Source organism: Synechococcus sp. CCY 0621 (assembly GCF_019038465.1).
In the GTDB taxonomy this organism is placed as follows: Bacteria; Cyanobacteriota; Cyanobacteriia; order PCC-6307; family Cyanobiaceae; genus Cyanobium.
Genome location: NZ_JAFKRH010000031.1, coordinates 360,087 through 381,552 on the forward strand (window position 1 = coordinate 360,087; position 21,466 = coordinate 381,552).

General features: G+C 67.9%; 20 protein-coding genes. 7 read left to right on the plus strand and 13 right to left on the minus strand.

Annotation, left to right across the window (positions count from 1 at the left end):
* Positions 1-11 precede the first annotated feature (11 nt).
* Entirely contained in the window at positions 12-833 is an 822-nt protein-coding gene (locus KUG43_RS11045; protein WP_216908921.1) for a hypothetical protein, read from the minus strand.
* 58 nt (positions 834-891) lie between these two features.
* Positions 892-3,930: a CHAT domain-containing tetratricopeptide repeat protein gene (locus tag KUG43_RS11050; RefSeq protein WP_216908923.1), complete on the minus strand. Its 3,039-nt coding sequence runs from the start codon at positions 3,928-3,930 to the stop codon at positions 892-894.
* 79 nt (positions 3,931-4,009) lie between these two features.
* Here KUG43_RS11050 and KUG43_RS11055 point away from each other — a divergent pair, with 79 nt between their 5' ends.
* The 6 genes from KUG43_RS11055 to KUG43_RS11080 all read left to right on the plus strand — a co-directional run bounded on the left by KUG43_RS11055 (position 4,010) and on the right by KUG43_RS11080 (position 9,587).
* On the plus strand, positions 4,010-4,726 hold the full coding sequence (locus KUG43_RS11055) for an SDR family NAD(P)-dependent oxidoreductase (RefSeq protein WP_216908925.1): 717 nt from the start codon (positions 4,010-4,012) through the stop codon (positions 4,724-4,726).
* Between the two features lie 50 nt (positions 4,727-4,776).
* Positions 4,777-5,538 carry a phosphatase PAP2 family protein gene (locus tag KUG43_RS11060; protein WP_216908927.1) on the plus strand — a complete coding sequence of 254 codons (762 nt, stop codon included), beginning with the start codon at positions 4,777-4,779 and terminating at the stop codon, positions 5,536-5,538.
* Positions 5,535-6,761, plus strand: a complete 1,227-nt coding sequence (locus tag KUG43_RS11065; protein ID WP_216908929.1) for a hypothetical protein — start codon at positions 5,535-5,537, stop codon at positions 6,759-6,761. The genes KUG43_RS11060 and KUG43_RS11065 overlap by 4 nt, the downstream gene beginning before the upstream one ends.
* Entirely contained in the window at positions 6,761-7,633 is an 873-nt protein-coding gene (gene bla, locus KUG43_RS11070) for a class A beta-lactamase (RefSeq protein WP_502988604.1), read from the plus strand. The genes KUG43_RS11065 and bla overlap by 1 nt, the downstream gene beginning before the upstream one ends.
* A gap of 503 nt (positions 7,634-8,136) precedes the next feature.
* Positions 8,137-8,439, plus strand: a complete 303-nt coding sequence (locus tag KUG43_RS11075; protein ID WP_216908933.1) for a sll1863 family stress response protein — start codon at positions 8,137-8,139, stop codon at positions 8,437-8,439.
* 74 nt (positions 8,440-8,513) lie between these two features.
* On the plus strand, positions 8,514-9,587 hold the full coding sequence (locus tag KUG43_RS11080; protein ID WP_216908935.1) for a PfkB family carbohydrate kinase: 1,074 nt from the start codon (positions 8,514-8,516) through the stop codon (positions 9,585-9,587).
* A gap of 82 nt (positions 9,588-9,669) precedes the next feature.
* Here KUG43_RS11080 and proB read toward each other — a convergent pair whose 3' ends face one another.
* From proB to KUG43_RS11110, 6 genes are all read right to left on the minus strand, one after another.
* Positions 9,670-10,809, minus strand: a complete 1,140-nt coding sequence (gene proB / locus KUG43_RS11085; protein WP_216908937.1) for a glutamate 5-kinase — start codon at positions 10,807-10,809, stop codon at positions 9,670-9,672.
* A complete protein-coding gene (locus tag KUG43_RS11090) occupies positions 10,809-11,318 on the minus strand; it encodes a YqeG family HAD IIIA-type phosphatase (RefSeq protein WP_216908939.1) in 510 nt (169 codons plus the stop codon). Before KUG43_RS11090 ends, proB begins: the two co-directional genes overlap by 1 nt.
* Entirely contained in the window at positions 11,318-11,866 is a 549-nt protein-coding gene (locus KUG43_RS11095) for a DUF3727 domain-containing protein (protein WP_216909093.1), read from the minus strand. The genes KUG43_RS11090 and KUG43_RS11095 overlap by 1 nt, the downstream gene beginning before the upstream one ends.
* Before the next feature lie 19 nt (positions 11,867-11,885).
* Positions 11,886-12,404: a Holliday junction resolvase RuvX gene (ruvX, locus tag KUG43_RS11100; RefSeq protein ID WP_216908941.1), complete on the minus strand. Its 519-nt coding sequence runs from the start codon at positions 12,402-12,404 to the stop codon at positions 11,886-11,888.
* Complete coding sequence (locus KUG43_RS11105; RefSeq protein WP_353618006.1) at positions 12,405-13,511, minus strand: hypothetical protein; 1,107 nt, start codon at positions 13,509-13,511, stop codon at positions 12,405-12,407.
* Between the two features lie 97 nt (positions 13,512-13,608).
* A complete protein-coding gene (locus KUG43_RS11110; RefSeq protein ID WP_216908943.1) occupies positions 13,609-14,787 on the minus strand; it encodes a F420-0:Gamma-glutamyl ligase in 1,179 nt (392 codons plus the stop codon).
* 85 nt (positions 14,788-14,872) lie between these two features.
* On the opposite strand from KUG43_RS11110, the gene KUG43_RS11115 reads away from it, so the two are divergent.
* The gene (locus KUG43_RS11115) at positions 14,873-16,252 is read left to right on the plus strand and encodes a PhoH family protein (RefSeq protein WP_216908945.1); all 1,380 of its coding nucleotides are present in this window, start codon (positions 14,873-14,875) and stop codon (positions 16,250-16,252) included.
* Between the two features lie 422 nt (positions 16,253-16,674).
* Here the strand turns inward: KUG43_RS11115 and KUG43_RS17345 are convergent, their stop codons facing one another.
* The 5 genes from KUG43_RS17345 to KUG43_RS11140 form a co-directional block, all read right to left on the minus strand.
* Entirely contained in the window at positions 16,675-17,106 is a 432-nt protein-coding gene (locus KUG43_RS17345) for a prepilin-type N-terminal cleavage/methylation domain-containing protein (RefSeq protein WP_353618011.1), read from the minus strand.
* 233 nt (positions 17,107-17,339) lie between these two features.
* Positions 17,340-18,722 carry a class II fumarate hydratase gene (gene fumC / locus KUG43_RS11125; protein ID WP_216909097.1) on the minus strand — a complete coding sequence of 461 codons (1,383 nt, stop codon included), beginning with the start codon at positions 18,720-18,722 and terminating at the stop codon, positions 17,340-17,342.
* Complete coding sequence (locus KUG43_RS11130; protein ID WP_216908949.1) at positions 18,719-19,312, minus strand: thylakoid membrane photosystem I accumulation factor; 594 nt, start codon at positions 19,310-19,312, stop codon at positions 18,719-18,721. The genes fumC and KUG43_RS11130 overlap by 4 nt, the downstream gene beginning before the upstream one ends.
* 22 nt (positions 19,313-19,334) lie before the next feature.
* On the minus strand, positions 19,335-21,014 hold the full coding sequence (locus KUG43_RS11135; RefSeq protein ID WP_216908951.1) for a DUF3685 domain-containing protein: 1,680 nt from the start codon (positions 21,012-21,014) through the stop codon (positions 19,335-19,337).
* A gap of 26 nt (positions 21,015-21,040) precedes the next feature.
* Positions 21,041-21,430: a Fur family transcriptional regulator gene (locus KUG43_RS11140; protein ID WP_216909099.1), complete on the minus strand. Its 390-nt coding sequence runs from the start codon at positions 21,428-21,430 to the stop codon at positions 21,041-21,043.
* Positions 21,431-21,466: the final 36 nt, after the last annotated feature.

Sequence of the window (21,466 nt, forward strand, 5' to 3'; positions counted from 1 at the left end):
GGGGTGTTGGCTTACTTCTGGCCAGTGAAACTGGGCACTCGCCTTGGGCAGGGCGAGTTGGGCAGCCTCCTGCAGCGCCGATTCATCACCGCCATCGTGTTGAACGCAGCCCGATCCCTTCCCTTGGCCAGCTCGCTCAGCAGCGCTGGATCGGGCACCTGGTCCTTGGCGAGCTGGGCCATTGATCCGTCGGAGCAGCTGCCCAGATCCGTCACCCCGAGGCCGGTGAGCAAGGCATAGGAGCGCTGGCTGCGGGTCCCCATCTGCTCGGCCGCGGCGGTGCCGTAGGCCCCGTTGGCCGGGGCAATGAGCTGATCTGGCATGGGGGGATCCTGGGGCTTGGGTTGCAAGTTGGTGCCACCGATCAACACCCCCGCCAGGCAGTTGGCCTGAAGGTTGGCGGCGGCAGGTGGCAGAACCGACGCGGCCCGGTTGCCAAGGATGGCCTTGCCCAGGCCGACCCCGACCCAATAGACCACCCCCCACTCCCCATGGCGGCTGGCCTCCTTCGCCAGCCTGGTGCGATCCAGCAGTACTTTGCCGCTGGCGGCGCAATACAGGGCCGGAGTCTGCGCTCCCGTTGCCACGATGGCCGTCGCGGTGGCCCCAGGGCAGATCGGTAGAGGCGTCTGGCCGGCGGGAAGCACGTCGATGGCCGGCCAGGGCAGCTTCGCGGTGGCTGGATCCGCTTTCCAGCTCTGGCGGAGCTGGCTGGCGATGGACGCCACCGTGCTGTCCAGTTCAGCGGCAGCGGCTCCAGGGGCCACCGACACGAGCTGCGGTGCTGTGATCAGCAGAGCGCCCAGTGCCGCAGACCCCCGTTGGTTTCGCATGGGTGAAAACAACCGCTGCCAACCGTTGCATCAGTTTGCCTGGTGTGCAGAGCTTGGCTCACAATCCAGGAACCGCCCCCCCGTCGCCCGTGAGCTGCCAGGCGGCCCAGAACTTGTGGTCGGCCCAGTCCGGCTCTGGCGGATTGCTGCGGAACTCCTGCTGCACCGTCGCTAGCGCGTCCATTCGACCGATCCCCTTCTTGAGCAGGGCGACGTACCGCTGCATGAACGCCGCCGTGGCGTCATCATCCACTTTCCACAGGGACAGCAGGGTGGAGCGGGCGCCGGCCACGGTGAGGGCCCGCTGCAGGCCATAGACCCCTTCGCCCGTCTGCAGGCTGCCGGAGGCGGTGTCGCAGGCGGAGAGCACCACCAGCTCGGTGCCATCAAGCTGCAGCTGGGCCGCCTCCTTGGCGGTGAGATAGCCGTCATCGTCGGCCGTGCGGTTGCGGTTGGCGCCCGCCAGCACGATGCCGCTGTTCAGCAGCGGGTCGCCGCTGCCCGTGGTGAAGAACCCGTGGCTGGCGATGTGCAACACCCTGGGGCCGCGCGCCTGCTGCAACACGCCGGTGGTGGCGGCGGATCCCTGATAGAGCGCCGCCCCGAGCCGTTCGGCAATCCAGCTCCCCTCAGAGGCCGTGGCGGGCAAGGGCTGCCACTTGCCTGGGCCACCGAAATCAGGATCGGCGAGTACAAGGGAACGCTGGCCGCCTGGTCCGGGGCTGGGCAGGCTGAGCAGATCACGGCCGCTGGTGAGGATCCGCAGCTGCACGCGCTGGCCCAGGGTGGCCGATGAATCGGCTTCAACTCCGCTCAAGCTGTCAGCGGGAGCAGGCAGCGCCGTGAACGGGATGCGGCTCAGCTCACCATCGGGTGAAACAAACCAACGCCGCCGCCCCACCAGCTGCGGCAGCAGGGGCCCCAGCACCTTCTGGCTCACCCGGGCCCAGAACGGTCCAGCGGGGCGGTTGCGGGCCAGGCTTTCGGCCAGGGCCTGCTGGATCAGGGGATCGGTGGCCGCCGCCGGGCCGAGGTCCACCGCACGGGTCGCCCCATCGGGGAACAGCAGCATCGCCAGATAGCGCGCTTCTCCCCAGCTCCTGGCCTCCGGTTGACGGGCGTCGTAGGGGCGAAAGCGCTGGAATTCGATCAACACCCCATCAGGCGGCAGGGCAGCGGCCACCTGGGCGGTGTCCACCAGTCGCGGGGTCAGGGCCGGTAGCTGGCGGTAGAGCTCCTGCTCCAGCCGATCACGCTCCTGCTGCAGGCTCTGCCGCTGCGGCTCGCTGAGGTTCACATCGGCCAGCCGGCCTGTCATGGCCGTTATCTGGCTCACAAGCTTCTGCTGGCCAGGGGAGCCGCGGCCAAGCTGGGCCTGGCGCCGTTCAATGTCCTGCAGCAGGCCATGGCGGTTCAAGCGCGTGAACAGGGCCAGTGGGGCGCCGGCCGGAGCTCTGGCCACAAGGGAAAAGGGGATTTCCCAGACACTGCCGAGGGCCTTGATCTGTTGCAGTCGCCGCGCCTGGGGCAGCAGGGGAGCCTCCCGTTGCAGAAACAGGGACTGGCTGCCGATTCCACGGCGCAACAGCGGCTCCGCCTTGGCGTCGGCCCCCTGGCTCAAGTGCAACTTGGCGAGGTTGCTGAGGCTGGTGGCCGTCGTGGGGTGATCACGCCCCAGCACGTTCTCGTAGATCGCCAGGGAGCGGAGAAACAGGGGCTCAGCCTTGGCATCGGCGCCCTGAAGACGATAAAGATCCGCAAGATTATTGAGGCTACCGGCGGTATCGGGATGATCAGGACCCAGCACCTTCTCCCGGATCGCCAGAGCGCGAAGGTGGAGCGGCTCGGCTTTGTTGGAGAAGCCCTGATTGTCGTACAGCACCGCGAGGTTGCTGAGGTTGGTGGCCGTGGTGGGGTGATCGGGCCCCAGAGCCTTCTCATGGATGGCAAGGGCACGACGCAGCAGGGGCTCGGCCTTGGCGTAGGTGCCCGGATCGTCGTAGATCATGGCGAGGTTATTGAGGCTGGTGGCTGTATCGGCGTGGTCGGAGCCGAGCGCCTTCTCTTTGATCGCCAGGGCGCGACGTAGCAGGGGTTCCGCCTTGGCGTAGGCGCCCTGGCTCCGGTACAGCGCGGCGAGGTTACTCAGGCTGGTGGCGGTTGAATGATGCTCGGGTCCCACCGTCATCTCATTGATCGCCAGGGCGCGGAGGTAGAGGGGTTCGGCCCTAGAAAAGGCGCCCTGGATTTCATACAAGAAAGCAAGATTGTTAAGGCTGGCCGCGGTATCGGGATGATTGGCTCCCATTTCCTTCTCGCTGATCGCCAGGCTGCGCCGAAACAGGGGCTCAGCTTTGGGATAGGCACCCTGGGCGATGTACAGCTTCGCAAGGTAGTTGAGACTGACGGCCGTTTGGCGGTGATCGGGGCCCAATGCCTTCTCACTGATCGCCAGGGCGCGGAGATAGAGGGGCTCAGCCTTGGCGTAGGCGCCCTGCCTCTCATACAGAGCCCCAAGGCTGTTCAGGCCAAGGCCGATACCATCATGGTTAGGCCCGAGCACCTTTTCGGCGATCACCAGGGCGCGTAGATAGAGAGGCTCGGCCTTGGCGTAGGCGCCTTGGTTGGAATACAGCTGAGCAAGATTGTGGAGGCTCAGGGCGGTCAACGGGTGATCAGGTCCCAGCACCTTGTTCCTGATCGCCAAGGAGCGGATTAGGAGGGGCTGGGCTTTGGCGTAGGCGCCCTGGTTGCTGTGCAGCCGCGAGAGGATGTCGAGGCTGGCGGCCATGTCGAGGTGATCGGGACCTTGCACCTTTTCGCGCCAGGCCAGAATCTTTTCCCACAGCGCCGCCGCCTGCCCATAGAGCCCCTTGGCCTCCAGGGTGTTGGCCTGGTCGATCCAGTCCCACACCTGCTCCGGGATCTGGGTGTAGCGCTCGCCCAACGGCTGGGCGATCCAGTCCTGCTGCCGTGGCCGTGGTGACTGGCCTTGGTGATCGACGGCCGCCGACGGCTGTCCATCGGCCAGCAGGAGCATGGCGAGGGCGGTTCCCCAACGGAACAGGGCCACCAAGGAACGAGCGGACCGCGTCATGGGCGTACGGGGGGTTCCCAGCTTCCGGTACGGGATCCAGCATGGTCTGGACATCGACAAACCCTGCTGGAACGGGTCCATGAAACTGATGGTGGTCGGGGCCAGCCGCGGGCTTGGCCGTGCCTTTGTCGAGGGTCTGGGCAGTGCCGGCGACACGGTGATCGGCGTCTCGCGGCGACGGCCCGATGGCCTGAGGCTGCCGGCGGACGTCGAGCTCGCCTGGATCGAGGCGGATCTGGCGGAGCCGTTGCCGGCGGTGCGGTGGATCGAGCAGCAGGCCCCCGCCCAGCTGGATGTGCTGATCTACAACCTCGGCGTCTGGGAAGCGAACGCCTTCAGCGAGGCCTACAGCTTCCTGGAAGATCCCGACGACAGCATCGCCACCATGGTGGCCATCAACATCACCGGTGCCCTGATGCTGCTCCGGCGGCTGATTCCGCGGCTGCTCGACTCCCCCAGGCCCCAGCTGATCCTCACGGGCTCCACCTCCGGCCTGCGCCAGAGCGGGCAGCCGGAGGTGACCTTCGGCGCCTCAAAGTTCGCCTTCACCGGCATCGCCGATGCCCTGCGGGAGAGCTTCCGGGACCAGCGGCTGGCGGTGACCTGTCTGCAGCTGGGCTACCTGAACACCGACGACGGCCTGGAGGTGCCGTCCGAGGCGGCCGCCGGGCGCGGTGAGGGCCGGCAGATTCCGCTCCACGACGTGATCCGGATCGTCTCGGCCCTGCTGCAGCTGTCCCCGGCCTCCTTTGTTCGCGAGCTGGTGCTGCCCGCCATCGGCGACGAGCGGTTCTGACGTCCGGAGCGCCCTTACGGTGCGGCCACCCCAGCGACGGCACCGGAGCCATGAACACCCTGCGCCCGGGACATTGGCTGTCCAGCCTCCTGCTGCTGCAGACCGCCCTGCTGCCGGGTTCGCTGGCGCTGGGGGGGCCGGCGTCCGCCCAGCCGGCGGACCCGGCGGCGGGCCTGGTGCTCCAGCCGGCCGCCTACCGCGCCGTGATCGGCCAGCCACCAGCCCCCGGCAGCCGCCTGGCACTCGATGATCTGGCGATCCTGCGCTGGAACCAGCGCACCCGCACGCCGGCGGGAATCGTGCACAGCTGGCGCTTCCTGAACCGCCATCTCAGCGTCTTCGATGCCGCCGTGGGCGCCGACCTGGCGCGGACCGCCCCCCTCCTCTACGCGGGCCTGCCGGCCTTTCTGGAGCGGGCCGATGGGCTGAAGGATCAGATCAAGGATGGGGTGGCCCGTCCCCGCCCCTTCCTGAGCCACCCGGATCTGAAGCCCTGCCTGCCCCTGGAGGGCTCCTGGTCATTCCCCAGCGGCCACGCCACCTGGTTTGGCACCGCATCCCTGCTGCTGGCCGACCTGCTGCCGGAGCGCCGGGAGCGGCTGCTGCCGGTGGGTCTTCAGGGGGGATACGTGCGCGCCTACTGCGCCCTGCACTACCCCAGTGATGTCCTGGCCAGCCAGCGCCTCGCCCAGGCGGTCAGTCAGGAGGTGATCGCCTCCCCCCAGTGGCGGCGCTTCAAGCAGCAGGTGGCCGGTGAGCGCCTCCTGCTGCTCACGGTCCCACCGGCCGGCCTGCCCCTGCTGGCGGATTGATCGCGTTCCACGCCACGGTTCGCGGCGCCCGGCGCAACGGACTGGGCCTGCTGCTCACCCCGCTGGTGCTGCTCCGCCGCGTCGTGCAGGGGTTGGCCCTGGCCCTCGAGCGCATGATCTGGCGGGAGCTGATCGAGGACGAGGCCCCCGCCAACCCGCTCGTCAGCCTGCTGGCCTTCCTGCTGTTCTCCGGCCTCTGCCTGCTGGCCAGCCTCCAGGGGGCCGTGGCCTATGTGATCGCCCTGCTGCTGTTCCTGCTGCCGATGGAGTGGCTGATGGCCAGCTTCGGCTACGCCGCGCCGGTGCAGCGACGGGTGCTGCTGCAGAGCTGGGGCCAGCGGATCCGCCTGTTCGCGGACACGGCCGGGGGAAGCGAGCGGCTGGAGTTGGACCGGGCCGCCATCACGGCCGTACGGATCCGCCGGGCCAACCTGGAGCTGCCGCCGCTGGGGGAGCGGCCCCTCGGCTGGGATCTGTGTCTGGCCATGGCCGATCCCGCCGCGGAGCACCTGCTGGCCCGCGCCACAAGCTTGTCCGGCGCCTGGCAGCAGGCCCACGCCCTGGCCGCCGACCTGGGGGTTCCCCTGCACCTGGCCGGCGCCCTCAACGCCCGGCAGCTCGCCGCAGCCCGGCCGGGCGGGCCGCAGCCGGACGATGTCTGGAGGCTGGAAACGGGGTCTTCCGCCACACGCCTGGTCCGCAGCCGCCGCGGCGTGGGCGCGGCGCAGTGGTGGCGCTCCTTTGCCCAGCAGGGCAGCTACCTGCTGTTCGTCGCCGTGCTCAACACCGTGATGGTGAAGTACGGCGGCTTTCTGGTCTGGATGTTCGGGCCGCGCCTGGGCCTGAGCGAATCCACCACCCTGGTGCTGGATCTCTCCCTGCCGGGCCTGCTGTCACTGGCCCTGCCGGAGTGGACCGTGATCCAGACCCTGCTGGTGGTCGCCGCCCTTGGCGCGGCAGGCATCGGCAGCTACCGGCAGTGGAGCCCGCAGGAGCTCTGCCTGACGGACGACCAGCTCAGCCTCCGCCGCCCTGGCCAGCCCAGCCGCAGCCTGCCGCTGCGGCTGATCACCGGGGCGCTGCTGCTGCCGGGTCCGCCCCCCCGGGTGATCCTCTGGAGCGAGCGCCGGCCCCCGATCGTGGTGGACGGCCTCTCCGGCGAGCGGGAGGCCGCCGAGCTGCTGGAGAAGCTGGAGTCCGTCCTGGGTCCGCCGCAGGGATGATGAACCCGATGGAACCCCTCAACACCCTGGCCCTGGCCGCAGCCCTGGTAGCGGCGGCGCCCGCCACGGCGGAAACCGGCCTGGCGGCCCTGGAAGCCCGCTCGGGCGGCCGGCTGGGGGTGTTCGCCATCGACACCGCCAGCGGCACCCGCATCGGGCATCGGGCCGACGAACGCTTTCCCGTCTGCAGCACCTTCAAGGCGATCCTGGCGGCGGCCGTACTCCACAGGAGCCAGCGGGAGCCCGGCTTCCTGGAGCAGCGGATCCGCTTCGGCCGCCAGGATCTGGTGACCTACTCGCCGATCGCCGAGCAGCACCTCGAGGACGGCCTGACAGTGGCGGAGATGGCCGCCGCCACCGTCCAATACAGCGACAACACCGCCGCCAACCAGCTGATGGCACGCCTGGGCGGCCCCGCGGGCCTGACCGCCTTCGCCCGCTCCATCGGCAACCGGACCTTCCGGCTCGATCGCTGGGAAACCGACCTCAACTCCGCCATCCCCGGCGATCCCCGCGACACCGACACCCCCGCCGGCATGGGCAGCAGCCTCCAGGCCCTGGTGCTCGGCACCGCCCTGGGCTCGCCCCAGCGCCGTCGACTGCAGGACTGGCTGATCGGCAACACCACCGGCGACCGGAGGGTGCGGGCCGGGGTGCCGACGGGCTGGCGTGTGGGCGACAAGACGGGCAGTTGCGGCGTGTACGGCACCGCCAACGACGTGGCCGTGGTCTGGCCGCCGGACCGTGCGCCGATCGTGCTGGCGATCTTCCATACCCAGGCCGATCCGGCCGCCCAGGCGCAGGAGGGGGTGATCGCCGCAGCCGCCACGATCGTGGTTGAGGCGTTCACGCATTCGCAGACCCCGCACTGAAACCCAGGCATGGGTCAGGCTCTGGACGCGAAATGTTTGTTGCTGCAATGGACCTCAGCGATGTCGGCATGCGGAACCAAGCCAGAACAGGGGCATTGATCAGATCTTCTGACCAGTCGTCGCAAGATCCTTCGAATCCATTTGAGAGCTTGTGATCTGAGCCATCGAACCTATTGGATCTTCGAAAAGATGACCCAACACACTGCTAGTAATCCGCTCCATCGTGATAGGATTAATTGACTGGAACAATCCAGCTTGCACGATGGTCGTCCTCAGGACTTCCAGGCTCAGGAAACAGCTCTTCCTTGCCTTGATCACGTGCTCTGCCCCTTCCTTTACGAATTCGTCTTTCGTTTCGCTTGAGCATTTCGCCTGTCGTCGTGAGCAGGCCAACGGCCCTTAAGGCCATTGCGAAAGGGGTGTCGGTCGTTCCGGTTGTCATATCGCAAGAGAATCCATCCATGACCACCCAACAACCCACCATCAACCACTCTTCCCAGGAGATGGCCAACGTCGACGAACGCCTGCGCCAGGCCATTCTCGACAAGCGGCAGTCCCAGATGAAGGAACTGTCGGACAAGATCGATCAGCTGCAACACCAGGCCAAACAGCTGACAGAAAGCATTCGCGACGAATCCGAGAGCAAGCTCGAGGAGCTCAGGGCCGCCCGCGATGCGGCCAGCTCACAGTTGCAGGAGCTGCAACACAGCACCCAGGACGCATGGTCCAACGTGCTTGAGCAGACCGACGAGGCGTTGCAGTCCGTGTCCGATCGCTTCCACGCCTACGTCAAGAGCCAGAGCTGATTGCGGATGTCGCTCGTTCTCTCCAACTTGCCATCCGATCTCCGAATTTCGCCCACCCACTCCACGTCTTGCCTATGTCCAACATCACAACCACCAAACCCATCACCATCCATCCCCTGAGCCTGGAATCCCACGACCAACCCCGTGTGCTCTGCTTCGGCGAAGCCCTGATCCATCGCATCAACAGGCCCGATACCGAGAACAAAGCGAACACACTGGATCGTCCGGGAGGCTCCGCGGCCAGCGTGGCCTGCGGGGTCACCCGCCTGGGTACCCCGGCCAGCTTCCTGGGCCGGATCGGCGACGATCCGCTCGGCCGGCAACTGCTGGAGCTGTTCGAACGACGACAGGTGAGCACGCCGGCGCTGCAGACGGATCCGAAACGTCCAACACGGGTAGCCCGGCTGCAATGGAAGCCAGGTGGGGAGCTTTGCCTCGACGACTTCCTGGGCGACAGGGGCCAGGGCTTCGCCGACAGCGCTGTGGTTCCCGCCACACTGGCTGAATCGGTGAAGCCCCTGCTCCGGGAAGCCCGCTGGCTGCTCATCAGCACCAATGCCCTCGTCAGCGGCCCGAGCGCCATGGCACTGGATCTGCTGCTCAAGCGGGCCACGGCCCAGGGACTTGGCATCGCCCTGGACATCGATTGGTGCCCCGGTTTCTGGGGCCTTGCTCCGGATGCGGCCCCATCGGCCGAAGTGCTGCGCCGTTTCCGGCCCCTCGGCGAGAAGGCCACCCTGATCCTGGCGTCCGCCGGGGAGGCCAAGGCCTTCTTCAGCAGCGCCGATCCCGCAACCATTCATGGCGCGCTGGCCAAGCGCCCGGCCGTTCTGGTGACGGGGTGCAAGGGAACCGTGCGCTGGTGCCTGGGCGGTCGCCAAGGCACCCTGTCGCCCGCCGAGGAGCATGTTCCCAGCCATCCTCTGGGCGTCCGTCAAGCCTTCACGGCAGCCCTGCTGGATGGCCTCTGCCGCCGGCCTGAGCTGCTCGAAGCTCCGGCACCGGGCGGTGCTGGCGTCGCCGGACCTGGTCCGATCGAAGACCTGCTTCGCTTTGCCTCGGCCTGCGCCACCCTCGTGGGCCGCACCGAAGGGGCTATCGAGCCCCAGCCCAGGCGAGAGGCCGTGAAGGCGTTCCTCAAGGCCTGATCTCCAACCTCCCTCAAGGCGCTTCGCAACGCGCTTTGTCCCCGGCCCCCTGGCTACGCCGGGGGCTTTGTTGCGGGAAGCCTCAGGCCGGCAGGCAGGTGAGCACCAGCTGATCACGGTGCACCACCGCATCGCCCACCGGCCCCAGCTGGCGGCGCACCTCCTCGCTGCTGAGGCCCATGATGCGGCGCAGCTCCTCGCTGCTGAGGGTGCTCAGGCCCCGCCCCAGTTCGCGACCATCGCTGGCCAGCACCCGCACCGCATCGCGCCGGGAGAAGTGACCCTCCACCGCCCGGATGCCCACCGCCAGCAGGGAGGCCCCCTGCTGCAGCAGGGCCCGCTCGGCGCCCGCATCCACCCGCACGCTGCCCTTCACCAGCAGGGCATGGGCGAGCCAGCTCTTGCGATCGGCCAGGGGCGTGGTGCTCGGCTGGAACACCGTGCCCACCTTCTCGCCGGCGAACAGGGCGTCGAGCACCGCCGGATCGCGGCCATCGGCCAGCCGCACCCGGATGCCGCTGGAGGTGGCAATGCGGGCCGCCGCCAGCTTGGTGGTCATGCCGCCGGTGCCCCACTGGCCGCCCCCTTCGGCCACGTGGCTGAGGCGCTCCAGTTCGGCCAGGTCCCGCACCTCTTCGATCGGGCTGGCGTCGGCATCGGTGCGGGGGTTGCCGGAATAGAGCCGATCCACATCCGTGAGCAGCACCAGTTCATCGGCGCCGATCGCCACCGCCACCAGGGCCGAGAGGGTGTCGTTGTCGCCGAAACGCAGTTCATCGGTGGCCAGGGTGTCGTTCTCGTTCACCACCGGCAGCACGCCCCACTCCAGCAGCTGCTCCAGGGTGCGGCAGGCGTTCTGATAGCGGCGCCGGGAGGCCAGATCGCTGCGGGTGAGCAGCACCTGGGCCACTGCCAGCCCCCGCACGGCGAAGGCGTCCTGGTAGAGGGCCATCAGCCGGCCCTGGCCCACGGCGGCGGCGGCCTGAAGGGCCACCACTTCGGTGGGGCGCTTGCTGAAGCGCAGGGCCTCGCAGCCCAGCCCCACCGCCCCACTGGTCACCAGCGCCAGGCGATCCCCCTGGCGCTGCTGCCGGCTGAAGCTGGCCGCCAGGTCGGCGATCACCGCCGCCGTGGGCCGCTCGGGGCTGCCCCTCAGCAGGCTGGTACCCACCTTGATCACGCGCCGCAATCCGCCGGCGGCGGGTGTGCCGGAGGTCGCCATCAGCCCGGAACCGAGCCCACCCAGCGGGCCATGCGCAGCTCCAGGTTCTGCAGCCGATCCTGGCGGCAAGGCTCGCCGTCAGGATCGATCGGCTTGACCAGCACGGTGAACAGGCCCATGCGGTTGCCCACCAGCACATCGGTGAACAGCCGATCCCCCACCAGGGCCACCTGGGCGGGGGGCAGATCGAGATCCAGCAGCACCTTGCGCAGGGCGGCCCGGCGCGGCTTGCCCGCCGAGGTGGTGTAGGGAAGTCCCATGGTGTCGGCCACCGCCCCGATGCGGCGGCGGGAGGGATTGTTGCTGAGCAGATGCAGGGGCATCCGCTCGCGGGCGTGGCGCAGCCACAGCTCAGCCTGGACAGGCATGGTGGCCTGGCGGCGGGGCAGCAGGGTGCGGTCCACGTCGAGGACGAGGGCGCGAATGCCACGCTCGACCAACTCCTGCAGCGGCAGGTGGGCCAGGGACGTCCCCGGCAGCCAGTCAGGCGTGAGCAGATCGCGCAGCATCAGTCGTCGCTCTCCCGCTCGTCGAGTTCGGCTTCGATGCGGGGCTGGACCCGCTCGAACTCCTCTCCCTCCACCATCACCGCGTCGGCCCCCTCCATGCGGGCCACCACGAAGAAAGGATCCAGGGGGATGTACAGGCCGTACTCCTCATCGCCGGCCATGAAGCTCACCAGCAATTCGTAGGTTTCGCTGTCGTCGTCGCCTTCCTCATCCTCGAGTTCATCGGGATCGGGCTCCTCCAGCTCGCCGCTGACGGTGAGGGTGACAGCCGAACGCACCAGGGTCAGGTCGTGTTCCTGCAGCACCACATCCGCCACCGAAAGGATCGGCTCGGTGGCATTGAGGGTCTCGACCAGCTCGGGATCGTCGTCGTCGCTGAGGCGAAACAGGCAGACCGGGGTGTCCACCGGTGTCAGCAGGGCGTAGTCGTGGCCATCGAGGGGGATCAGCTGCTCCAGGAAACACAGCAGCTGGCGGCCGCTGCCGTCCCGCACCTGCACGGTGGGCACGTCACCGGAGCCCGTCATCGCAGGGGGGTCGGAGGCCATCAAGGGGAAGCGGGTGTACTCAGAATGAATCAGCACCGGCCCGAGTGCCCACGGCGATGGCCGCCGGGGCGACCGGATCGTGGCTCAACGCCGTCAGGTCCAGCGGTTCGGGGCCTTCCCGCTGCCATTGCTCCAGCAACAACACGGCCGCGGCGCTGTCGAGACGGCCGCTGCGGTCGCCGTGCAGAGCAAAACGCTCGCCCGCCGCCCAGCTGCTGGCGTGCTCATCCACCCAGGCCAGGGGCAGGGGCTGGCCGAGGGCCGCCAGGGCCCGGGCCAGCCGCAGTCCGTAACGTCGGCAGTGGATCCCCTGGAGTGTGGGCCGCTGGCCGGCATCGAGGGGCAGTCCCACCACCAGCGCCTCCACCCGCCGCTGTCGCAAAAGGATCACCAGCCGCTCAAGGTCGGCCTGGAACTCCCCACGCGCCAGCGCCGGCAATGGTGTGACGGTGACCCCCAGCGGATCGCAACCGGCCAGGCCGATGCGGCGGCGCCCCACATCGATGGCCAGCACCGATCGCGGCCGGGGAGGGGCCATTCAGCGGGGCAGCAGGGACGCCGTGGGCAGGCTGCCGAGGGGACCGCTGGGGGTGGGCATGGGCCGCCGCCGGGGCTGCAGCTGCTCGAGCACCGCTTCAAGGCGCCGCGCCGCCCGCTTGGCCGGCTGGCCCTCCTGACGCCGCCAGACACTGCGGGCCATCAGCACCTCCTCGCCGTGGGCTTCGGCCCCCAGGGCCTGCAACCAGCCCTGGCGCTCAGCGTCGCTCACCTCACAGCGCAGCCACAGGCTGGTGCCCCCCTTGGCGAGGCGGTGCAGCAGGCCTTCCGCCGCCGTTTCGAGCAGGTGGGCCCAGCCGGGATGGATGCTCAGCTCCACCGCCTGGCCGCCACCGGGGTGCTCGTCGAGCCAACGCACGCCCGCCACGGCCTCGTTGCGCACCGCATCCACCAGCATCCAGCCATGGCTGCGGCTCTGGTCGAGCAGGTCTTCGATGCGGCGATCCTGGAGCTGGCGCAGGTGGGCCGGGCAGGTGGCCTGCTCCAGGTGCCACAGCAAAGGGGCCGTGCGGCGGTTGAGCTGGCGCAACTGCAGCTCAACCGGCAGGGGCGGGACAGCGCGATCCGCCGCTGGTTGCCAGCGCCAGAGGCGATCGGTGCGTTGGGGCTGGAAACCCTGCTCCCGCAGGGTGGCCAGCCGGGAGGTGTCGAGACTGGAGGCGGTGGCGATCCAGCTGGCGGCCCCCTTCACCCGGCCGATGGCCTGGCGCAGCAGATCCCCGGCCAGGGCTGCCCGGCTGGGTGACGATGCGTCTGGAGCGGTGACTTCGGTGGCGGCCAGGGCCAGGCGAAGGTGCTGCACCTGCCAGCAGGTGCCGCTGCGATTGAGACGGCGGGAAACGATCAGCCCGAGGGCCTGTTGGCGGCTCAGGCCCTGGCGCTGCAGGGCCACCAGCACCTGGGCGGCCAGTGGGCGGCGGCTGGTCACCGCCGTCAGCAGCTGCTCCGGCAGGGCCAGCAAAAGGGAGCGCTGCAGCAATGGCTGCAGCGGCAGAAAGGCAGGATCATCCAGCAGGGGCAGGTGCCAGCCCTGCAGTGCCTCCACCGTCCAACTGGGGGAAGGTCTGCCCTGGGCAGGCACTGGCACGGCAGGCACTGGCACGGCAGACGACGGAAGAATGGGGAGAGGTGCGGGAACGCGTCAAGGCGTGGACGGCGATTGACACGCCATCAACATTGCCATTCTACGCGGGACGCACCAGCACGAGGGGGGTGCGCTCGTTGGCATTGCCGGCGGGGTTGGGTCGCAGGGCCCGCATCAGCAAGGCCTCGTCGGTGCCGTTGCTGGCGGCCAGCACCTTCACCCGCCCCAGGTCGTTCACGTCCACCACCGCCACGGCCACCCCGAGGGCCGCCGCCATCTGCTCGCACCAGGCCGCCGGAGCCTCAGGGCCAAGAACGATCGTCTGGTCATAGGGAGGCGTGGTACCGGTGATGTCGTCGATCAGGCGAGCCTGCTCCCCGGCCAGCCGATAAAACCAGCCCTTGCTGCCCACCAGCTTCAAGGTGGTGCCCACCAGCCAGGCCCCCAGCACCCGTGCCGGGCCCGACACGTCGATCAGGCTCTGCAGGCCGCAGGCGGTGGCCAGGGAGCTGGTGGGGTGGAACACCCGACACAGCAGGCGGGCCAGGAAGGAGGGCTCCACCGTCGAGGGGTGGTGGTAGCGCCCCTGGATCACCGCCAGGGGGGTCTCGCCGATGGTGAGCACATCGCCGGGCTGCAGCAGGCCGTCGGTGTAGTGCCGCAGCACTTCCAGGGAATCGTCGAGCACCCCGAGCAGATGGGTGCGTACCGGCAGCACGCGGCAGCCCTCCCCCTCGCGCCAGCCGGGAGCGGCCGGATCACCCGGTTGCGGCTTCTGCAGGGGCATCAGGATCCCCTGGCGACGCTGCAGCCGTCCGAAAGGTCCGTAGTTCACCCAGTGGATATCCATCCAGAGGGTGTCGAGCACGCTTTCGAGATCCACGCCGGCGGGACCGGTGAGGTTCAGACGGATGTGGGCGGCGGTGGTCTTGCGCCCCTTGACGATGTAGGCGGCCCAGTAACCGTCGGGGCGGGCTTCCTCGTCCGGGTGCAGCGGTGTGATGTGCAGCTCATGGCGCACCTGACTCGCATCACTGCGACCCAGCACGGTGGGCACCAGCGTGATCTCCGGCACCATCACCTCCATGCGGGGGTGGGGGTTGCGGATGCGGATCTCGCCGGTGATCTCCAGTCCCTGGGCCCGGCGCCGCACCTGGAAGGCACCAGGCAGCAACTGCAGGGGGGAGGCGGGCCGCAGGCGATGACGCAGTTCGAGCACCACCAGCCCCAGGCCGAGGAGCAGCAGCAGAACCAGCAGGAAGGAAACGGGGAACGGCAAGCCGATACGTCAGGGAATGTCCGGCCGGAGCGTAGATGCACCCGTGGACCTAGCTTCAGCCCCATGCAACCGGCAGGGCCCTGGCATGCGCAAGACCTTCGTGCTCGACACCAATGTGCTGCTGCATGACCCCCAGGCCCTGAACCGCTTCGAAGACAACCAGGTGGTGGTGCCGATCGAGGTGGTCGAGGAGATCGACCGCTTCAAGCGCGACCCCTCCGAAAAGGGCCGCAACGCCCGTCAGGTGTCTCGCCTGCTCGACCAGTTGCGCGAGAAGGGCAACCTGGCCGAGGGCGTGCCGATCAATGGCAACAGCGGCGGCACCTTGAAGGTGGTGTTCTGCCGCAGTGAGACCCTGCGCCAGCTGCCCCCCGAGCTGAAGGCGGGCAATGGCGACAACAACATCCTGGCGGTGGCGCTGGAGCAGCGGCTGCAGGAGGTGGTGGGCGGGCAGGCGCCGGTGGTGCTCGTCACCAAGGACACCAACCTGCGCATCAAGGCCGATGCGGTGGGCCTGATCGCCCAGGACTACACCACCGACAAGGTGGACATGGCCGACCTGTACCCCGGCTTCAGCGAACGCTGGCTGGGCGCCGAGCTGATGGACCAGGTGAAGGCCGGCGAGGGCCTCTCGGCGGACGATATCCCCTCCCAACCGATCCCCGTTTCGCCCCTGCAGGCCAACGAGGGGGTGACCCTCGTCGACATGGCTCAGCCGGCCCACACCCTGCTGGCCCGCTACAACGGCCGCACCGGAACCCTGCAACCGCTGCAGAAGTCAGCCAAGGCCAAGATGGGGCGCATTCAGCCCCGCAACCGGGAGCAGGCCTTCGCCCTCGATCTGCTGCTCGATCCGGCGGTGGCCCTGGTGACACTGGTGGGCAAGGCCGGCACCGGCAAGACCCTGCTCGCCCTGGCCGCGGGCCTCCACCAGGTGGCCGATGAGCACCTCTACGAGCGCCTGCTGGTGACGCGTCCGGTGATTTCCCTGGGCAAGGAGATGGGCTTCCTGCCCGGGGATCTCGAGGAGAAGATGGCCCCCTGGATGCAACCGATCGTCGACAATCTCGACTTCCTGCTCGGTGGCGAGGATCCCCAGCCCGCCCGGGGCAGCCACCGGGCGCCGCGCAGCAACTGGAGCGACCTCAAGGGCATGGGCCTGCTGGAAGTGGAGGCGATCAGCTACATCCGCGGCCGCTCGATCCCCCGCCAGTTCATGGTGGTGGATGAGGCCCAGAACCTCACCCCCCATGAGGTCAAGACGATCGTCACCCGGGTAGGTGAAGGCACCAAGATCGTGCTCACCGGCGACCCCTACCAGATCGACAATCCCTACGTGGATGCCGAAAGCAATGGACTCACCTGGCTGGTGGAACGCTTCAAGGGGCAACTGCTTTCGGGCCACATCACCCTGATGCGGGGGGAACGCTCCGAACTGGCGGAACTGGCGGCCAATCTGCTCTGAGCCCAAGCCAGTTGGAACACTGCCGGGCCGGAACCATAAGAAGGGCGGGAACGGCAACGAGTCAGAAGAAGTCGGTGGGCATCGGGCCATTAGCGGCGGCCGCAGTTTCCGAGCAGGTTCGGCCGTTGATCTGACGACGGCCAGCCCGTGGCAGCGAAGGGCGGCTCCGGGGAGGCTGCTTCATGGTCACGGCAATCATCGACTTGTTGGCCCCAAGAATGGGGGGGGGTTGGCTACGCGGAAGGACGCTTGTGCTTGGCATGAGTCATTCTTCATGACGGCAACACAATGGCGTCGAAGGTTCCCGTGATGGCAATCAAGATCCTCAGCGGAATACAGTGAACCACAAGGAAGCCTTAGAGACAAAAAGCGTGCTCCCTAATTGCGAAAGAAGGATTCACCAAACAGCTAGATGATGAAGCTTACAGAAAAAGACACACAACCGATCCCGCCGAAGTGACAGTTACTCGCGCAAGAGAGTTTAAGCTTGTCGCAGTCACTCCCTGACATAGCACGCCTGAAGCATCACCCGTCCAGGAGCGACTGAAGATTCTTGTCGTACGGGTGCCATCGCAGGAAAGCTGACTACCGGTGTATGGATCCTCCATAGTCATGGCGACACGGCTGCGCATCCCAACGGCACACAACTTGGCGAGGGCCATGACTTCATTGATGTTTGCTGACGCCTGGCTGACCGATCTTGCCCGTAAATACTGAGGCAAAGCCACAGCCGAGATGATTCCGACGATGGATACCACTATCATCAATTCAATCATTGAGAAGCCTCTTGCCTGAGAGCTCCCGTGCCGGCGAATGGATGATTGGAGAATTCTCAAGGCTTCATAGAGAGGCATTTTGAACAGTGGAGTCTCCAAGAGAACCGAGGAAGAATACCTGGCTTAGGGCAGTTGCACATGATGCAAACTGCCAAGCTTTAGTGCGATGAATCATCGATGTGTCGACAAGGAAGGGAAGGACCCAATAAAGGCAGATCAAGAAGAGCCATTTCCATGAAAGCTAACGAAAGGCAGTCCATCAAGCCCCTCGCATGCCTTTCAGCGGACACCTACGTCGTGGAGGGGGCGTTTCATACCATCTGCTCGGGCCTGACCCAGCGATCGAACTCCTCGCCGCTGATCTCCCCCAGCACCAGGGCCGCCTCGCGCAGGCTGAGCCGGTGCTGATGGGCATGGCGGGCGATGGCGCAGGCCCGGTCGTAGCCGATCGCCGGCGTCAGGGCCGTCACCAGCATCAGGCTGCGGTCGCGCTGGGCTTCGATGTGCGCCACATCCGCCCGCAGCCCTTCGATGCAGAGTTCCCGGAACGTGCCGCAACTCCCCGCCAGCAGGTCGATGCTCTCCAGCAGGTTGTGGGCGATCAAGGGCTTGAACACATTCAGCTCAAAGTTCCCCTGACTGGCGGCCATCTGGACGGCGGTGTTGTTGCCCATCACCTGCACGGCCACCATCGTCAGGCTCTCGCACTGGGTGGGATTCACCTTGCCGGGCATGATGCTGGAGCCCGGTTCGTTCTCCGGCAGCACCAGTTCCCCCAGGCCACAGCGGGGCCCGCTGGCCAGCCAGCGGATGTCGTTGGCGATCTTCATCAGGCTGCCCGCCAGCACCGTCAGGGCCCCATGGGCCGCCGCCAGCCCCTCCTGGCCGGCCAGGGCCTGGAACTTATCGGGGGCACTGGTGAACGGCAGATCCAGCCGTTCCGCCAGCCGGGCCGCCACTGCTTCACCGAAGCCGGCCGGGGCATTCAGCCCGGTACCCACCGCCGTGCCACCGATGGCCAGTTGCAATACCTGGGGCAGGGTGGCGCGCAGGCTGGCCAGCCCCAGCTCCAGCTGGGAGGCATAGCCACCGAATTCCTGTCCCAGGCTGAGGGGCACCGCATCCTGCAGGTGGGTGCGCCCGATCTTGATCAGGCCGGCGTAGGCCCCAGCCTTGACCCGCAGGGCGGCGATCAGGGCCTCCAGGCTGGGGATCAGGCGCTGCTGCAGCGCGATCGCCACCGCGATGTGCATCGCAGTGGGAAAGGTGTCGTTGCTCGACTGGCTCAGGTTGACGTGGTCGTTCGGGTGGACCGGCACCTTGCTGCCCAGCACGCCACCGGCGGCGGCGATGGCCCGGTTGGCGATCACTTCGTTGACGTTCATGTTGGTCTGGGTGCCCGATCCGGTCTGCCAGACACGCAGCGGGAACTCAGCATCGAGCCTGCCCCCGCTCACCTCATCAGCTGCCGCCACGATCAGGGCCGCCAGGTGGCCTGGAAGCACGCCCCGGGCGGCGTTCACCTCGGCGCAGGCGGCCTTGAGCTGGCCGAAGGCGTGCACCAGCGCGATCGGCATCGGCGCGCCGAAGGGGAAGTTGCGCAGGGAACGCTGGGTCTGGGCGCCCCAGTAGTGCTCGGCCGGCACCTCCACCGGTCCAAGGCTGTCCGTTTCGGTGCGGGTGGCCGGCATCAGCGGGACGCCACCACTTCGCTGTTCAGTTCGTTGAAGCTCAAGGTGGCGCTGTTGCCGGAGCCAGGCGCCATAGGGATGCCGGTGGCCTCGCTCACGGCGGCGTTGATGGCATCGACGCTCACCTGACCGTGGCGATCGAAGACCACCCGGCCATCGCTGTTGATCACCACCACCTGGGGGATCAGGCCGTCCCAGTAATGGGCCGGATCAGCCACGCCGCCATCGGGCCGGTTCTGGAGCGGATCGGTGACCAGGGGGATCAGGTCGACGGCATTGCCCCAGACCCGCTGCAGCTCCGACACCACCGGCGAGAACTGTTTGCTGACGCTGCTGTCGTCGAGGTAGTAGACGATCACCGCCACCCGATGTTCCGCCAGGGACTGGGCCAGGCTGCTGCGGGGCGGAACCAGGGAGCCGTTGCCGGCGTAGAGGGCGAAGATGTTGCCGTCGTAGCGGTCGTTCTCGAGGCTGGCTGCCGCCTCGCCCGGGGCCCAGAGCAGCCCCAGCACCACGGTCAGCAGCAGGGCCCAGAGGCCGGCGAGGGGCCGGGACAGCGAACGGGGCAAGGGGTGGCGGGCGTCTCGGCTCATTGTGCCCTGCACAGCGGCCACCTCAGCCGCGGTTGAGGCCCCGCCCCATCCCCTGGACGATGCCGCGACCCACCAGGCCGATGGCCTTGCCCAGCACCTGGGTCAGCAGCACCACAAGCAGATCCCCCAGGCGCTTCAGCAGGCTCTGCAGCTGGGGGGCCAGGGCATCGCGGGCCTCCAGGGCCAGAGTGACCGCCTGCTGCACCCAGCCGAGCTGGCGCAGTTCGGCGTCGCGGGGCTCGGTGAGATCCACACAGTCGATGGCTCCGGCCCCGAGGCGAAACAGGGGACGCCGACTCTCATAAAGGTGGATCGGACGGTCGAACCAGCTGGTCCAGCGCTGCTGGGCATTGAGCTGGTTGCGCAGTCGCTCCAGGTTGCGGGTGGCCAGCAGCTCGGGACGCAGAAGGTAGCGGCGCAGTTCGGGCCATTCGGCGCAGGCCGCCAGCACCTCGGCGCTGATCAGTTCGGCGCTGCGCACCAGCCAGTTGCTGAGCAGCAGCTCCAGATAGAGGACGGCCTGGGGCTCATCCGGAGCCAGCAGCTGGCCGTCCACCAGCAGCGGACGGGCCTGCAGCAGCGGCGTGAGCATGGCCACCGGATCGGGCAGTTCCTGGTCGTCGTCGGCAAAGGCGCTGCGGTGCAGGAGGGTCTCCGCCACCGGGCGGAGCTTGCCGTCCATGGGCAGCTGCACGTAGGAGCCCGCCATGTGGCGCAGGGCCTGCTGACGCAGTTCCGGCTGGAGCTCCTTCCAGAGCCGCTGCAGCTGTTCACCGTGGGGGTCGTCCTGCAGCAACCGACTGCGCAGCCGGTCGAACTGCTCCAGCAGCCCCAGCAGCAGATCGCTGCGGCGGGAGGCGTGCAGACCATCGAGGGCCAGAAGCTGGCCGCTGTTGTTGCTGGGTCCGGCGGCGGCGGCCTGCTTCAGCCGTTCCCGCAGGGCCTCCCAGAGGCCCTCGGCGGTGCGCTGCCGCAGGGTGATCGCCACCCCCCCTTGGCCCATGGCGGCGGACTGGCTGTCTGTAGCGACGGGGGCGACCGGTTCAGGGCCGATCGGCTCGCCCCAGGCCAGGCTGAGCGGACCCCAGAGCCACAGCAGCAGACGCCGGGCCTGGCGCAGCTCCCGCACCCGGCCCTCCAGCAGCAGCAAAGGCAGCAGCTGGACCGGCGGTGGGTCGAGCAGCCGCAGACAAAGGCGCAGTTCGGCATCGATCTGCTGCAGCCCGCTCATCAGCAACCACTGGCCCAGGCCCATGGGCACGGTGGAGGTGGCCGCAGAGGCCTGGTGGACGGCACCGATGGCCAGCACCCGGCCACCGGCCAGCACGGTCGTGACGGCCTCCCGCAGGCTGTCGGCGTCGGCCTGCTCGATCAGGCCCTGGGCCGGCAGTTGCAGCAGAACATCGCTGGCGTAGGGATGGTGATCCGGCAGCAGCAGCAACAGCGGCGCCGGATGCCAGCGTTCCAGCAGACGGCGGCTCTCGGCATCGAGCGCCTGGGGTTCCGGGAGGACGCCGAGGCACCAGATGATCAGCTGGGGTGAGCCCTGCAACGCGTCAGCGTCCACCACCCGACAACCGCTCCAACCGCTGGCCTCGCCGCCGGTGGCGGGGGCCTCAAGCCAGCTGGTCAGGCCCGCACGCTGCAGGGGTTCGGCGAACAGCAGCAGCTGGGGGAGGGGCTGTGCCGGACGTCGAGGCACGTTGTCAGGGGAAGAATGGGCCGACCTTAACCAAGCCGGCCGCTTTTCTCCAGTGCTGGCCGGGGATGGCCGGAGAGATGCAGGGTGTACGACTCGATCGCGAACCCGGTCTGCGCTTCGATCTGCTGCAGGAGGTTTGCGGGAAGCAGCACATCGAGATCAAGAATCTCGCCTGATTGGGTGCAGGTGAGATGGCTGTGGGGGTCGGCGCGGTAGCCATAAAGCCGGCCATTGGCCCGCTCGAGGCATTCGATCACACCGGCCGATTGCAAGGCCTCAAGATTCTGATAAACGGAGGTGTGGCCGATGTGGCGCCCCTGGTCGTTGAGCTTCTCGAAGATGTCCCGGGCGGAAAGATGGCTTTTCTCGGCCCACAACAGATCGAGCACCATGCGCCGCTGGCGACTCAGCCGCATGCCCAGATCTCGGCAGCGCTGATACACCTCTTCCAC